The organism is Kribbella sp. NPDC051620 (assembly GCF_044453825.1).
Lineage (GTDB): Bacteria > Actinomycetota > Actinomycetes > Propionibacteriales > Kribbellaceae > Kribbella.
Genome location: NZ_JBITDB010000005.1, coordinates 190,158 through 203,925, shown reverse-complemented (window position 1 = coordinate 203,925; position 13,768 = coordinate 190,158). Strand labels below are relative to the sequence as shown.

General features: G+C 67.8%; 13 protein-coding genes. 5 read left to right on the top strand and 8 right to left on the bottom strand.

Annotated elements, in window-relative coordinates; all coding sequences use genetic code 11:
* The first annotated feature begins 1 nt into the window (after window position 1).
* Window positions 2-1,282: an ATP-binding protein gene (locus ACIA12_RS25555; RefSeq protein WP_396369605.1), complete on the top strand. Its 1,281-nt coding sequence runs from the start codon at window positions 2-4 to the stop codon at window positions 1,280-1,282.
* Here the strand turns inward: ACIA12_RS25555 and ACIA12_RS25550 are convergent.
* From ACIA12_RS25550 to ACIA12_RS25540, 3 genes are all read right to left on the bottom strand, one after another.
* Window positions 1,272-2,522 (bottom strand): DUF1501 domain-containing protein, encoded by a 1,251-nt coding sequence (locus ACIA12_RS25550; protein ID WP_396369604.1) that lies wholly within the window; start codon window positions 2,520-2,522, stop codon window positions 1,272-1,274. The genes ACIA12_RS25555 and ACIA12_RS25550 overlap by 11 nt on opposite strands.
* Before the next feature lie 8 nt (window positions 2,523-2,530).
* Entirely contained in the window at window positions 2,531-3,811 is a 1,281-nt protein-coding gene (locus tag ACIA12_RS25545; protein ID WP_396369603.1) for a DUF1800 family protein, read from the bottom strand.
* A 142-nt stretch (window positions 3,812-3,953) separates the two neighbouring features.
* On the bottom strand, window positions 3,954-4,427 hold the full coding sequence (locus tag ACIA12_RS25540; protein WP_396369602.1) for a MarR family winged helix-turn-helix transcriptional regulator: 474 nt from the start codon (window positions 4,425-4,427) through the stop codon (window positions 3,954-3,956).
* A 125-nt stretch (window positions 4,428-4,552) separates the two neighbouring features.
* On the opposite strand from ACIA12_RS25540, the gene ACIA12_RS25535 reads away from it, so the two are divergent.
* On the top strand, window positions 4,553-5,737 hold the full coding sequence (locus ACIA12_RS25535) for an MFS transporter (protein WP_396369601.1): 1,185 nt from the start codon (window positions 4,553-4,555) through the stop codon (window positions 5,735-5,737).
* Between the two features lie 12 nt (window positions 5,738-5,749).
* Window positions 5,750-6,577, top strand: a complete 828-nt coding sequence (locus tag ACIA12_RS25530) for an aldo/keto reductase (protein WP_396369600.1) — start codon at window positions 5,750-5,752, stop codon at window positions 6,575-6,577.
* Between the two features lie 5 nt (window positions 6,578-6,582).
* Here ACIA12_RS25530 and ACIA12_RS25525 read toward each other — a convergent pair whose 3' ends face one another.
* A complete protein-coding gene (locus ACIA12_RS25525) occupies window positions 6,583-7,509 on the bottom strand; it encodes a hypothetical protein (RefSeq protein WP_396369599.1) in 927 nt (308 codons plus the stop codon).
* Between the two features lie 470 nt (window positions 7,510-7,979).
* On the opposite strand from ACIA12_RS25525, the gene ACIA12_RS25520 reads away from it, so the two are divergent.
* Window positions 7,980-8,774, top strand: coding sequence for a S1 family peptidase (locus tag ACIA12_RS25520; RefSeq protein ID WP_396369598.1), 795 nt, complete (start codon window positions 7,980-7,982; stop codon window positions 8,772-8,774).
* Window positions 8,775-8,831: 57 nt separating this feature from the next.
* On the opposite strand, the gene ACIA12_RS25515 is transcribed toward ACIA12_RS25520, so the two are convergent.
* The gene (locus tag ACIA12_RS25515) at window positions 8,832-9,587 is read right to left on the bottom strand and encodes a class F sortase (protein ID WP_396369597.1); all 756 of its coding nucleotides are present in this window, start codon (window positions 9,585-9,587) and stop codon (window positions 8,832-8,834) included.
* On the bottom strand, window positions 9,568-10,491 hold the full coding sequence (locus ACIA12_RS25510; protein ID WP_396369596.1) for a hypothetical protein: 924 nt from the start codon (window positions 10,489-10,491) through the stop codon (window positions 9,568-9,570). Before ACIA12_RS25510 ends, ACIA12_RS25515 begins: the two co-directional genes overlap by 20 nt.
* A gap of 312 nt (window positions 10,492-10,803) precedes the next feature.
* Between ACIA12_RS25510 and ACIA12_RS25505 the strand changes: the two genes are divergently transcribed.
* A complete protein-coding gene (locus tag ACIA12_RS25505; protein WP_396369595.1) occupies window positions 10,804-11,511 on the top strand; it encodes a TetR/AcrR family transcriptional regulator C-terminal domain-containing protein in 708 nt (235 codons plus the stop codon).
* Here ACIA12_RS25505 and ACIA12_RS25500 read toward each other — a convergent pair.
* Both ACIA12_RS25500 and ACIA12_RS25495 read right to left on the bottom strand, forming a co-directional pair.
* The gene (locus ACIA12_RS25500) at window positions 11,508-12,785 is read right to left on the bottom strand and encodes a dihydrolipoamide acetyltransferase family protein (RefSeq protein WP_396369594.1); all 1,278 of its coding nucleotides are present in this window, start codon (window positions 12,783-12,785) and stop codon (window positions 11,508-11,510) included. The two genes, ACIA12_RS25505 and ACIA12_RS25500, sit on opposite strands and share 4 nt — an antisense overlap.
* Window positions 12,782-13,768, bottom strand: a complete 987-nt coding sequence (locus ACIA12_RS25495; protein WP_396369593.1) for an alpha-ketoacid dehydrogenase subunit beta — start codon at window positions 13,766-13,768, stop codon at window positions 12,782-12,784. Before ACIA12_RS25495 ends, ACIA12_RS25500 begins: the two co-directional genes overlap by 4 nt.

Below are 13,768 nucleotides of genomic sequence, written 5' to 3'. Positions count from 1 at the left end.
CGTGACGATCACTGCGCTACTGGTTCTGCTGATCGTCCTCCCCATCACCGGCCTCGCGGTGAAGGCGATCTTCGACGCCCAGGCCGAGCGCAATCTCAACACCCTGCTCAACGGCCGCGCGCAACTCGCTCAGCAACTCGCCCGACAGAACGTTGCCCCCAACAACCTTGTACGCCGGATCGACGCCGACGGCATCCGGGTGACTCTCACGCTGCGCAACGGCCAAGTGATCGGCGCCCCGCCGGTCGACGTCGACAACGGCACCCGCCAGGTCAAGACCACCCTGACCGCCGGTCAACGCACCCGTGGCGCCACCCTGATCCTGTCCGCCGACACGGCGCTGCTGCGAGGCGCAAGCCGAACCCTGCAACGCGTTCTGTTCCTCGCCGGTGCCGCGGCCCTCCTCATCACCGCCATCGCCCTGGTCCTCGGCATGCGTGTCGCCCTCGCTCCGCTGGACGCGATGACTTCACTGGCCCGCTCGATCGCGGCCGGTCGTCGTGGTGGCCGACTGCAACCGACGCGCCGCGACACAGAGCTCGGCCGGACCGCCGCCGCCTTCGACGAGATGCTCGACTCCCTCGAGGGCGCCGAGCAGACCGCGCGCGGCGCGGAGCAGTACATGCGCCAGTTCGTCGCCGACGCCGCCCACGAACTCCGTACTCCGGTCACCGGCCTGCAAACCGCCGCCGAGACCCTCCTTCAACTCGGCCCGGACGCCCCGGCCGAACGCCGCGAGGAACTGGAACTCCTGCTCGTCCGCGAATCCCGCCGAGCCGGCGCCCTCGTCGCCGACCTGCTGGAGCTCGCCCGGATCGACGCAGGCCTGGTACTACGCCGCCAGCCCGTCCTGCTCAAACACCTCGCCCAGACCCAGGCCGACCGGGTCCGCCTGATGGCACCCGCCCACACCATCCAGGTCAACGGCCCCGAGGTCGAGATTCAGGCCGATCCCGACCGGATCACCCAGATCCTCGCCAACCTGCTCGACAACGCCCGCAACGCCACCGGCGACTACGGTTTGATCGAAGTTGCCCTCAGCAACCACTCTGAGGGCGTCACGGTGGTGATCCAGGACAACGGCCCTGGCATCCCACCAGCGGACCGTGAGCGCATCTTCCAACGGCTCGTCCATGGCGAACGCAGCCGCGGCTCCGGCCTGGGCCTGCCGATCGCCCGAGGTTTCGCCCGCGCCCACGGTGGCGATCTGATCGCCACCGACCGTCCCGATGGCACTCGCGGCGCCGCCTTCGTGCTGACCCTGCCGACCGTCACACCTTGAGCAGGCCATCAACGTTGCCACTGTGCCCATCGAGAATCCTCTCGCCATCAGCACCCAGTACGTCGCGTAGGACCGTCCCGTAGACATCGCGGAAGTCCGTCGTCGCCACCAGATCGCCGTTCGACAACTCGGTCAGGCTCGGCTGCGCTCCGTAGAAGCCACCGTTCACCTTGTCGCCCAGCATGAACAGCGGTCCGGCCGTCCCGTGGTCGGTGCCGTCGCTCCCATTGGCATGCACCCGGCGGCCGAACTCGGAGTACACGAGCACGACGACCTGCTTGCCACGGTCGCTCTTCCGCATCCGTTGCACGAACGGCGTCAGCGCTCCGTCGAGTTCGCCGAGCAACCGCTCCTGGGTGCCCCGCTCGTCCGCGTGCGTGTCGAATCCGCCGAGCGAGACCGAGTACGCCCGCGTCGGCACGCCTGCCTCGACGAGTCCGGCGACCAGGTCCAGTTGGGCGCCTAGCTGGGATCCACCACCGGCCGAGGCTCCCTTGGTGCGAGCCTCGTCCTCGTCGTCGTCACGGTCGGCCTGGTCGTGGACGGCGCCGCCTAGTACGCGTACTGCGTTCTGGAGATCGGCGAGCGACTTTGCCGCGGTGGCCTGCCAGTGCTCGTCGTCTGGGCTGGGGTGGGCTAGCGCAGCGTACGCAGTACCGATCTTGCCGGTCGGAAGCTTCAAGCCACGGACGGGTAGTGACGCTGCCGCCGTCGTTGCCCCTGCCAGCAACGGCGGCAGCGTCGGCTCCACCGACACCGCGTGCAGCGGATCGGCGCCGGCCGCGTCGAGCCAGCGCCCCAGCCAGCCCGTCGGCACCGGCGTCTTCGGCGACGCGGTCTGCCAGATCGCCATCGACCGGAAGTGACTTCGGTCCGGCTGTGGATAGCCGACGCCGCGAACGATCGCGAGCGCCTTGTCGTCCCACAACCCCTTCAGGCCCTTGAGGCCTGGGTTGAGCCCGAGGCCGTCGCCGAGGTCGAGTACCTCGTTGGGCTGGTAGGCGAGGTCCGGCCGGGCTTTCTGGTACTCCGGATCGCCCGCCGGTACGACGGTGTTGAGGCCGTCGTTGCCGCCGTAGAGGGTGACGACCACGAGTACGGAATCCTCGCTGTGCAAGGGATTCTCGACCGCCGCACTCATCAGGTCAGACCAGCTCACCTGAGTCGCGCCCACGGCAAGCGCTCCGGCCGCGGTGACTCCGCTCATGGTCAGGAAACGGCGTCGGGTCAGGTTGTCCATGATTCTCCTCAACCGCTCACTACGTATTCGGGGGCGCAGGCCGCCACGGCGATCAACTGCGCAGGATCCGTCAAGCCTGCAAGGGCATTCCGGGTCCGATCGGTCCACGCATCAACACCAAGCAGAACCCGTACGCCGTCCACGCGGGCACTCGACCTCGCCAACTGCCCGGCCTCAGCATGGTTTGCCAGCAATTGCGCAAGCTGCAAACGAGCTACCCCGGCCGACGTCGTCAACCAACTCGCCCCCGATGGCCAGCCGCCGACACTCGGCGGCCGGAACGGGACCTGGCCCATGCCCTTCAGCCCAGCGAGCAGCTTCAGCTTCGTCTTGTCGTCGAGCGCGGACGGCTTGATTCCGAGCGCACGCATCAGCCCCACAGCCCACTCCACCGGCTGCTTCACCATCCCCGCAGCGCTGTCCCGGAAGGCCGGATCCGCGGCGATCGCTTGCAGCACCGCCTGAATGTCCCGCTTGCTTCCGTACGCCGCAACCAACCGCTCAACCGTCGCGGCCGGCGGCGGTGCCGGCGAAACGAGCCGGAACCAGAGCCGCCCGACCACGAACGCCGCCGACTCCTGCTTCGCGAGAGCCAGCTCGGCGAAGGCTTCGGCGTCGAAGTCGCCGGTCTTGCCGAAGATGGTCTTCGGGTCATCGTCATGACGCTTGGCCCGGAAGACCGGCTTCGCCGAAGTACGGCGTACCGTCCACCCGGTCAGCGCCCGCGCGCCCTCGAAGACGTCGACCTCGGCATAGTGCCCGATCCCGAGCGTGAACAGCTCCAGGAACTCCCGCGCCAGATTCTCGTTGGGCGACCCCTTGCGGTTGTCGTTCCCGTCGAGCCACTTGATCAGCGCGGCATCCATGATCATCGCCCGCGCCAACGCCGTGAAGCTGCCTCGTGCGTTGGCCCGGAAAACCTGATTCTGCGCCAGCATCAACTGCGCGCTCCGCACCTTCTGATTGCTGGTCGCGAAATGCCCATGCCAGAACCACGTCAGCCGCTCAGTCGCCCGCTCCCCGGCAACCATCCGATCCAGCCACCAGGTCGAGACCCCCAGCTCCTGCTTCGCCCGACTCTTGTTGGCGGCCTTCTTCGCCTCTTTGTCCCCCTTGGCCGGCATCTCCAACGCCGGCAACACAGGTGGTGGCGCGCCGACCTCGGCCGCAGTACTGAACAACCGCGCCGCTGTCGTCTCGAAGCCGACGTCCAGCGCGCCCGGCCTCGGCCCGAAGCCGAAGCGGTCGTGCAACCGCCGCACGGCAGCGCGTTCCGTGATCTCACCCATGCCCCGATCCTGACCAGCGGACCGTCCCCAGGCCAGCACCAGGCCAACTTCTTCAGCCAACCCACAGCCGCACCGACAACGGCCAGCGCAGCTACACCGAAGGCACGAGCGACCGCAGCTACACCGATGGCGCGATCGACCGCTAGACCTTCGAAGCGAGCTGGCGGGTGGGCGGCAGGGCGAGTTGAGCGAGGGCGTCGACGAGAGGAGCCAGCTCGGGGAACTCGGCGGCCTTCTGCAGGGCAGCGGTCAGTACTTCGTCATGCGTCGGCTCAGCCTCGGCCAGGAGGGCGCGGCCTGCCTCGGTGACCTCGGTGTAGATGCCTCGGCGGTCGGTCGGGCACAGGTACCGCTCGAGCAGATTCCTGTCTTCGAGCCGGTTCACCAGGCGGGTGGTCGCTGACTGGCTGAGCACGACCGCGTTCGACAGCTGGTTCATCCGCAGGTGGTGCTCGTCCTGCCTGGCGAGCGCGTCGAGTACGGAGTACTCGCTGACGGAGAGCCCGTGCTGCTTCTGCAGCGCGCGCTCCAGCTCGTCCTCGATCCGGGCATGGAGGGCCGCCAGCGTCCGCCAGCCCTGGGCGCGCGCCTCGGCCGCGTCGTCTGAATACCCCACAACTCCTCCTCGACTTGAACCACACCATTGCATGGTGCAATATAGGGCTCATGCAATAGCCCGCGTCTGCAACTATCGCGGACGCCGGTAACAGTCACAAGACTACATTCGAGGAGAAGAGAGCCATGCCTGCCGCGTTACTGGCGCTGGCCATCGGTGCCTTCGGGATCGGTACCACCGAGTTCGTCATCATGGGGCTGCTGCCGGAGATCGCCACCGACTTCGGCGTCAGCATCCCGTCGGCTGGTCTGCTGATCTCCGGCTACGCCCTCGGCGTCGTCGTCGGCGCCCCGCTGCTGACCGCCATCGGGTCGAAGATCTCCCGCAAGACCGTGCTGGTCGCGCTGATGGGCCTGTTCATCGTCGGCAACCTGATCTCGGCGCTCGCCCCGACGTACGGCGTGCTGATGACCGGCCGGATCGTCGCGGCCCTGTCGCACGGCGCGTTCTTCGGCGTCGGCTCCGTGGTCGCCGCGTCGCTGGTGCCGAAGGCCAAGCAGGCGAGCGCGATCGCGTTGATGTTCACCGGTTTGACGGTCGCCAACGTGTTCGGCGTACCGGGTGGTACCGCGCTCGGGCAGGCGTTCGGCTGGCGTTCGACCTTCTGGGCCGTCACGGCCCTCGGCGTGATCGGGCTGCTCGGCATCGTCTTCCTGGTGCCGCGGCAAAGCGTCAGCGAGGGCCCTGGACTGCGAAGCGAGCTGGCCGTGTTCCGCAACCTGCAGGTCTGGCTGGCGCTGGCGATGACGGCGCTCGGGTTCGCCGGAGTCTTCGCGTCCTTCACCTACATCGCGCCGATGATGACCGACGTGGCCGGCTTCTCGTCCGGCGCCGTCACCTGGCTGCTTGTCCTGTTCGGGGGCGGGCTGGTGGTCGGCAACCTGTTCGGCGGCAAGCTGGCCGACCGGTCTTTGATGCCTAGCCTGTACGCGATCCTGGCGGCGCTGGCCGTAGTACTGGTGGCCTTCGTTTTCACCGCTCACGGGCGGGTGCCGGCGGCGGTGACGATCGCGCTGTTCGGCGCGGCCGGCTTCGCGACCGTGGCACCGTTGCAGAAGCGGGTGATGGACAAGGCGGCCGGCGCACCGGCGCTCGCATCCGCCGCGAACATCGCGGCCTTCAACCTCGGCAACGCAGTCGGCGCCTACCTCGGCGGCCTCACCATCGAACACGGCCTCGGCTACACGGCCCCCAACTGGGTCGGCGCCGCCCTGGCCGCCGCAGGCCTGGCCGTCGCCCTAACCTCCGGCCTACTGGACCGCCGCAAGCCGACCACAGCAACAACCAAACCTGCACTCACCACTGTCTGAGAAAGAGATCTGATGATTCCCACCGTGAAGCTCAACAACGGCGTCGAGATGCCGCAGCTCGGATTCGGCGTCTTCCAGGTGCCCGACGACCAGACCACTGCCGCGGTCACCACCGCGCTGGAGGCCGGCTACCGGAGCATCGACACTGCCACTGCGTACCAGAACGAAGCGGCCGTCGGGAAGGCCCTCGCCGTCTCCGGCATCGCCCGTGAGGAGCTCTTCGTCACCACCAAGCTGTGGAACGCCGACCAGGGTTACGAGCAGACGCTCGCTGCCTTCGAGCGCAGCCGCAAGCTGCTGGGGCTCGACTACCTCGACCTGTACCTGATCCACTGGCCGGCCCCCTCGCTTGGCAGGTACGCCGACAGCTGGCGTGCGCTGGAGAAGCTGTCGGCCGATGGAGTGGTCCGCGCGATCGGCGTGTCCAACTTCCAGCCGGCGCACCTTGAGCAGCTTGCTGCGGGTTCCTCCGTCGTGCCTGCCGTCAACCAGGTCGAGTTGCACCCCTACCTGCAGCAGGCCGAAGTACGGGCCTATGGCAACCAACACGGGATCGCCACCGAGGCGTGGAGCCCGCTCGCCAAGGGCGGCTCGCTGCTGACCGAGCCGGCCGTGACGGCGCTGGCCGCGAAGTACGAGCGGACCGCCGCCCAGGTCGTACTGCGCTGGCACCTGCAGCAGGGCACGATCGTGATCCCGAAGTCGGTCACCCCGGCGCGCGTCCGGGAGAACTTCGCGGTCTTCGACTTCTCGTTGACGGATGCGGACCTGGACTCGCTGGCCGGGCTCGACCGCGGCGAGCGCACCGGTCCGGACCCGGACACCTTCAACGCCGTCTGAGCCTTTCAGCAGTTGGCGTAGAAGTTGCTGACGGCGTGGAAGGACTTCTTCGGTTCCCAGCGGTATTTCGACGCTGGGTCCGAGGAGGTCTGCCGGATCACCTTGCAGAGACTGAACGCGGCGATGTCCTCGTCGTACTTGCGTTGCCGGCGGTGCGGGGCATCGGGTGAGATGAACGTGTACGGCGAGGCGCCGAGGAAGCCCTCTTCGGTGAACACCTCGAGCATGTGCCGCAGATGGTCGGCCTGCTCCTGCTCGTCGCGGTAGTAGCCGGGCTTGATCTGGACCGGGTCGACGGTGAAGTCGACGATGTCCCAGCCCATCCCGCCCAGCTCCGGGGCGCCGGTGAAGGTGCAGCAGCCGAACTCCAGGATCATGATCGGCTTCTGCCACCGCTTGAACGGCGTCAGCTCCTTCGTATGCCCGGCCCGATCCGCGTGGTACGAGTAGTAGTCCAGGCCGACGATGTCGAACAGGCTCCAGTCGATCTCCTCCAGATCCGACGCGGCGCCGTACGTGATCCGGCCCTTGAAGTTGCTCCTGGCAACCTTCACCGCCTTCTTGACATAGGTACTGAGCTTCCGCTGCAGCTCGGCCATGTCGAACTCACCCTTGGTCAGGTACTCGACCCGCTCGAAGAAGTCCTTCCCCGGCACGATCCCCGGCGTGAACAACATGAACTCACACCCGATCACCAGAATCGCCTCCGGCCGGTACCTCCTCCGCAGCCGTTCCAGCTCCCGAGCCGTCTGCCGCAGCTGCTCCAACGCGTCTTCTTGCGGCTGATCAAACGCCCGGGGCTGCACAGAAACCTTCAGCCCACTCTTGAGCGCCTCCTCCGCGGTCTCCGCCAAGCGCTGAACATCGCTCCCATAGACACTCACCCAGTCAGCATTCAACCGCTCCTTGATCGCCCGCACTTCTCCCCGCATCAGTTGCGGACTCCACCGCACCCGACTGTCATCCCCCAAAAACCCCGTCCCAACGTCATAGGCCACCCCCTTGAACGCCAACCCCCGCCCAGCCGCAGCAGACCCGCCGCCTCCACCCCCTGCCCCGACCTCTCCTGCGGCCTCAGCGCCTTCCCTCCCCGCGCCCGCCGCCGCGCTAGCGGCGGCGGGCGCGGTGCCGGTGACCAACAAGCCGAGAGCTGCTGCTCGGGCTATGAACTGTGCTCTGGTAACTCGCAGGTTTTCCTTCATGGGTTGAGTTTTCGCCGTCCTGGCGCGGGATTCATCGGTCCTCGGTTGCTCGTCCGGCGACTTAAGTAGTGGCACGGACTGCGACGTCACCGATGTGCCCGGCAAATACCTTGCGCTACCGACAGTGAACGCTCGATCGTTCTCTGTATCCGGCCGCATCCGCCCATTCAGCGGCCCGAGACAACTCTGGAGTGTGAGGCATGACCGGAAAGCTCAAGTTCCGTGCAGTGCTCGCCGTAGCCGTCGTCGCCCTCGCGTCGGCCGGCGCGATCGGTACCGCCGAGGCCCGGACGCCACCGGTGACCAACATCGTCGGCGGCAGCACCGAGACCACCGCCAACGTCCCGTGGATGATCGCGCTGAACAACAGCAACTCGTCGTCCCCGGTCGGCCAGTACTGCGGCGCCACCCTGGTCAAGGCGAACAAGATCGTCACCGCCGCGCACTGCGTCACCCAGCCGCGCAGCACCTACACGGCGATCCAGGGTCGCGACAACCTCAACTCGAGCACCGGCGGCAAGACCTCGAAGATCTCCAAGATCTGGAAGGACCCGCAGTACGGCCAGGTCGGCGGCCACGACGTCGCCGTGCTGACGCTCACCACGCCGTTCACCGGCGTCGCCACCCTCCCGCTGGAGACCAGCCGCGCCGCCGACGCCGTCGGCGCCCAGTCGGTCACCTACGGATACGGGGAGACCGAGGGCACCGGCCCGGCGAACCGCCTGCAGAAGGTCCTCGTACCGGTCCTCGGCGACTCGTACTGCGGTCAGGTCTACGCCGGCGAGGGCTACGTCGCCAACGGAGAGATCTGCGCCGGGTACAAGGCCGGCGGCAAGGACTCCTGCCAGGGTGACTCCGGCGGCCCGCTCGTCCTGAACGGCCGCCTCTTCGGCGTCGTCTCCTGGGGCCTCGGCTGCGCCGACGCCGGCAACCCGGGCGTGTACGCCGAGGTCGCCTCGTACGCCGCTGCCTTGACCACTCAGATCAACAACTAGCTCACCCCTGATCGAATGGCCGGTCCCACGGGGATCGGCCATTCGTTTGCGCGCAGGTCAACCGACAGGCTTGGCGATGACCACCGCGTTGCTGAGGTACTTGCTGCCGTCCCAGTCCTCACACGTGACCAGGACCAACCGGCCAGGCACCGCTTGGTCGAACAGGCGCGCGGCCTGCTTCGCCAGGGCTCCCTTGCGGTACACGGCAACAGCCACGACGGAATAGCTGATCGTGCCCTTGGCGGTCGAGACCGTGACCGCATCGCCGGCACGGAGCTCTTCGAGGTCGTCGAAGGCGCCGCCACCGTTGTGCACCGTATGACCGGTGATGATCGCCGAGCCCTTCGCCGCCCCGGGGCGTGCGCCCTCGGACCACCAGCCGACCAGCCTGGGGTTGGACGGCGGGATCAACGCGCCGCGACGGGCCCGGATACCGAGCACCCGGGCCGAGACGCCGAGGCGCGGAACGGACACCCGTACCGGAGCGCCCGACTTGGCGCGATCCGCCGATCTCGTCCTCGGCTCGGTCGTACCCGTGGCGCCCTTCTTCGGCCGTGCGGTCGGCGCTCCGGTGGCCGGTGCCGACGGCTTCGCCGCTGGGGCCGACTGCGAGAACGGAGTCCGAGGGGTCAGGCTCGGGCTCTGCTGGATCTGGCCACCCTGATCGGCGGCCGAGTTCCCACCCCTGAACTGCACGTAGCCGCCGACAACAACCAGTGTGGCGCCGACCGCCAGGAACGCCGCCGTCCACCGAGGTGAACGGCGGCCCTGACGGCGGCGCCTACCGGGCTTGTCAGGCGGCGTGGTTACCACGGCGCTTCAGGGTCTTCAGCACACCTGCGGCGAGCAGGATGACACCGAAGGCCAGCAGTACTCCGCCCCAGACACCCTGGTGGCTGGAGTTGGCGGAGGCATTCGCCAACGCCGGGCCGGACAGACCGGCGTCGACCTCGGTCGGCACGACCACCGGAGTGCTCTGGCTGGGCGTCGAGGTCGGCGTCGCAGACGGCGACTCGCTCGGCGTCCCGGACGGAGACTCCGACGGGGTCTCGCTCGGCGTCTCGCTCGGCGTCTCGCTCGGCGTCTCCGAAGGAGTCTCGCTCGGCGTCTCGGAAGGAGTCTCCGACGGGGTCTCGCTCGGCGTCTCCGACGGGGTCTCGGACGGCGTCACCGTCGGGGTCGGGGTCGGGGTCGGGGTGGTGGTCGGCTTGCCGTAGCAGAAGTCGACGTGGCTCAGACCGTAGAACGGCAGGTTCTTGTTCTTCTCGTTCACCGGCGGGTGCAGCGACGTACCGGCGAGGACACCGTCCGGCCGGTAGTCGTAGAAGTTCGCGTTCGGACCGCCCTTGACGATCACGCCGAGCACGCTGCCACCGACGGCGACGAAGTCGATCACGTTGCTGCCGGTCTGGTCACCGGCGTGCGCGGGGTCGTCGACCGCCAGGTCGCGGACCGTCATCGTGACCGTGACGCCGTTCTCGGATTTGGCCCCCGCGGCCGGCGGGTCGAACTTGATCTCCTGCGAGCCAGGGACCAGATCGGCGCAGGTCGGGTTGCCGTCGTGCACGATCCCGTCGGCCGAAGCCCCCGGCGCGAGCGCCACGGTCAGCCCACCCAGCACCAAAGCGAGGGCACCGGCTCCACCGAGGAGCGCGCCACTCCTCGCGCTGACTGCCTTGAGCGCGCCACGGCGCTCCGTCTTCACTTCCTCGTTCACAAGTCTCTTTTCCCACTCGTCATACCGGTCCGACAGGACGGGCATCTTTTGTTGATCGACCACCGGAGAGATTCCCCAGGCCGGACAGGTGGGCGCGGCCCACGCCTTCGGCATTCTGCTGGGCATTTGTTGCCGGACGCAAGCCATTGGGCCGCGGCTCGCCGCGCCGTTCCGATAACAAAACGGACAGCGAGCGATTCGGGTGCGTTGCGTAGCCACAAAGCCGCCTCTTCTGGTCGTGACAACCAGATGAGTGAGGCAACTAATACGCTGTATTTGGTTCTGGCACATCGTGTCAGTAAGGTCTGCGGAATGGCGCGCGAGGCGGATGAGAAGACTGTGCTGGGGTCGGTCTGGCTGCGGGCTGAGCCTGATGAGACCCGGGCGCCGCTGAGTCGCGAGGACATCGTGCGGGCCACGATCGAGATGCTCGACCGGGACGGGCTGGAGAAGCTGTCGATGCGCCGGCTCGCGGCTTCACTCGGTACGGCGGCCACGTCGGCGCTCTACTGGCGAGTGGCGAACAAGGACGATCTGCTCGAGCTGACGGTCGACACCGTGCTGGCTGACGCGCTGGTACCGGCTGACGAGGGCGATTGGCGCGACCGGTTGACGGTGCTGGCGGGCGCGGCGTACGACGTACTGGCTGAACATCCGTGGGCGTCGCAGCTGATGGCGAGCCATGCGGGTCTCGGCCCCAACTATCAGGCGTACGCCGAGCGGATGCTGTCGATCCTGCGCTCAGCCGGCTTCAAGGGCGTCTACCTGGACGCGGCCGTTTCTGCTGTCTTCCACTACGTCGTCGGAGCCGCCGTCACCGACGCCGCCTGGAGCGCGACCGTCCGCAGAAGCCGTCTCACAGAATCCGAATGGGCCGCCGCCGCCGGGGATCAGCTCGGAATCGGCGCCGGCACCTTGGCCGCGTACCTGAGCCGAGACGACTCGGCCGGCCCGGAAGCACGCTTCCAAACCGGCCTTCGCGCCATTCTGATCGGGTTGAGACCCCGTCAGCTGATCTAGAGGTCAGCGAGGATCGAGGACGGGGACTCGAAGGCGTCGGCGACGAAGCGGAGGAAGCCGGCCGCGGTACCGCCGTCGCAGACCCGGTGGTCGAAGACGAGGGAGAGTTGGGTGAGCTTGCGGACCGCCAGTTGGCCGTCGACCACCCAGGGCCGGTCGATGATCCGGCCGACGCCGAGGATCGCGACCTGCGGGTGGTTGATGATCGCCGCGCTGCCGTCGACACCGAAGCTGCCGTAGTTGTTCAAGGTGAACGAGCCGGCGGTCAGCTCGCGCTGGGTCAGCTTCCCGTCGCGCGCCGAGGCGGTCAGCCGCCTGATCTCCGCATCCAGCCCGCGGGCTGTCAACAGATGCGCATCAACCACAGCCGGTACGACGAGGCCGCGCTCGGTCTGCGCCGCCAGCCCGAGGTTCACTCCGTCGTACTGCACCAGCTCTTCGCGCTCGGTGTCGACGAACCCGTTCAACTCCGGATACTTCTTCAGCCCAGCAACTACAAACCGAGCCATCAACGCCAGCAACCCGGGCCCACTGTCCGTTGCCGTCCGCAACGACTCCCGAAGCTCGAGCAGCTCCGTCGCATCCACATCAACCCAGGTGGTCGCCTCCGGAATCTCCCGCCGGCTCCGGCTCAAAGTAGCCGCCACAGCCTTCCGGAACCCACTGACCGGAGTACGCCGAAGCTCCGCCAGCCCAGTGCGCGAGTCGGCCGTTTCCTCAACCACCACAGGCTTATCAGCCTTCGCCGAGATCGCAGCCTCAACATCCCGCCGCACAATCAACCCACCCGCACCCGAACCTTCCAGCGTGCGCAGATCAACCTGAGCATCCTTGGCCATCCGCCGCACCAACGGCGAAATCACCAGCGGAACAGTACGTGGCTTCGGTGCCGCCGGTGCGACGACAACCGCAGTATCACGGGGGCGTCGGCGGCGGCCTGAGGCTGCTGAGTCGGGGGTGCCGTAGCCGATGAGGACGTTGCCGGAGCCGGCTTTTTCTTCCTCTCGGTAGGTTTCGGCGGCGGCGGGAGCGAGGACGCCGATCGTGATCAGGGGTTTGCCTACGTCGATGGTGTCTCCGGCGGTGCCGTGGAGTTCGGCGACGACGCCGGCGTACGGGGTGGGGACCTCGACGATCGACTTGGCTGTTTCGACCTCGGCGACGGGGGCGTCCACGGCGACGACGTCGCCGACCTCGACCAGCCAGCGGACGATTTCGCCTTCGGTCAGGCCTTCGCCCAGGTCGGGGAGGAGGAAGGTCTGTGTGGTGCTCATGAGTCCTCCCACTGCAGCGAGTCCACCGCGTCGAGGATCCGGTCGACGCCGGGCAGCTGGTGCCGCTCCAGCTTCGGCGGCGGGTACGGGATGTCGAACCCGGTCACCCGCCGGATCGGCGCCGCCAGCGAGTGGAAGCACCGCTCCGTCACCCGGGCGACGATCTCCGACGACACGCTCGCAAACCCACTCGCCTCGGCGACCACCACAGCCCGGCCGGTACTCCGAACAGCCGCACACACCGTCTCGTCGTCGAACGGAACGATCGAACGCACATCGACAACCTGCAGCGACCGCCCTTCCGCAGCAGCAGCCGCGGCCGCCTCCAGCGCGATCGGCACCGACGGCCCATACGCGATCAGCGTCGCGTCCGTCCCCTCGCGCCGCACGACAGCCGTCCCGATCCCCGGCTCCGAGACGCTCAGGTCGACCTCTTCCTTGGCCCAGTACAGCTTCTTGGGCTCCATGAAGATCACCGGGTCCGGGAACTCGATCGCCCGACGCAACAACGTGTAGGCATCCGCGACCGTCGACGGCGCGACGACGGTCAGACCCGGCGTGTGCGCGTAGTACGACTCGGAGGAGTCGCAGTGGTGCTCGACCCCACCGATGCCACCGGCGTACGGCATCCGAATCACGATCGGCAGCGAGACCTTGCCCCGGGTGCGGTTGCGCATCTTCGCGACATGGCTGACCACCTGCTCGAACGCCGGATAGCCGAACGCGTCGAACTGCATCTCGACGACCGGCCGCATCCCGTTCATCGCCAGCCCGACCGCCATCCCGACGATGCCGGACTCGGCCAGCGGGGTGTCGAAGCAACGGTCCTCACCGAACTCCGCGGTCAGCCCGTCGGTGATCCGGAAGACCCCGCCGAGCGCGCCGACGTCCTCGCCGAACATCAGCACCGTCTCGTCGGCCTTCATCGCATCGCGGAGCGCCTGGTTCAGCGCCTGCGCCATGGAGAGCTTCTCGTGCGCCAT